The 248-nt window shown below is 69.0% G+C and carries 1 protein-coding gene; it reads right to left on the bottom strand.

What is annotated here, in order from left to right; genetic code table 11:
- Nucleotides 1–248, bottom strand: a 248-nt coding sequence (locus KVS69_RS20115; RefSeq protein WP_217539990.1) for a hypothetical protein, incomplete at both ends; no start/stop codon positions are given.

The following is a 248-nucleotide window of genomic DNA, read 5'->3' as shown; positions in this document are numbered from 1 at the left end:
ATCCGCAATCCCAGCTGCGGTTCCAGCGTGGCGCCGTAATAGCGCCCGTCGACGCACACGGCATTGCCGACCTGACCGCTGACCGGGTCCTCGTAATAGAGGATGCCGTCCTTGCCCAGCAGGTCCAGCCGCACGCGCACGTTGTCCAGCGGAGGCTGCTCACGCACCAGTGCTGCGGCGTGGTCGAACAGCCGGATGGAGCTCTCGGCGCGGACGCGGCCGGCATGGGGCGTCACCGTCACCGGGCT

This window comes from Stenotrophomonas sp. GbtcB23 (assembly GCF_019091045.1).
In the GTDB taxonomy this organism is placed as follows: Bacteria; Pseudomonadota; Gammaproteobacteria; order Xanthomonadales; family Xanthomonadaceae; genus Stenotrophomonas; species Stenotrophomonas rhizophila_A.
The sequence above is the reverse complement of the archived record's forward strand: the minus strand, read 5'-3'. Positions and strand labels throughout refer to the sequence as shown.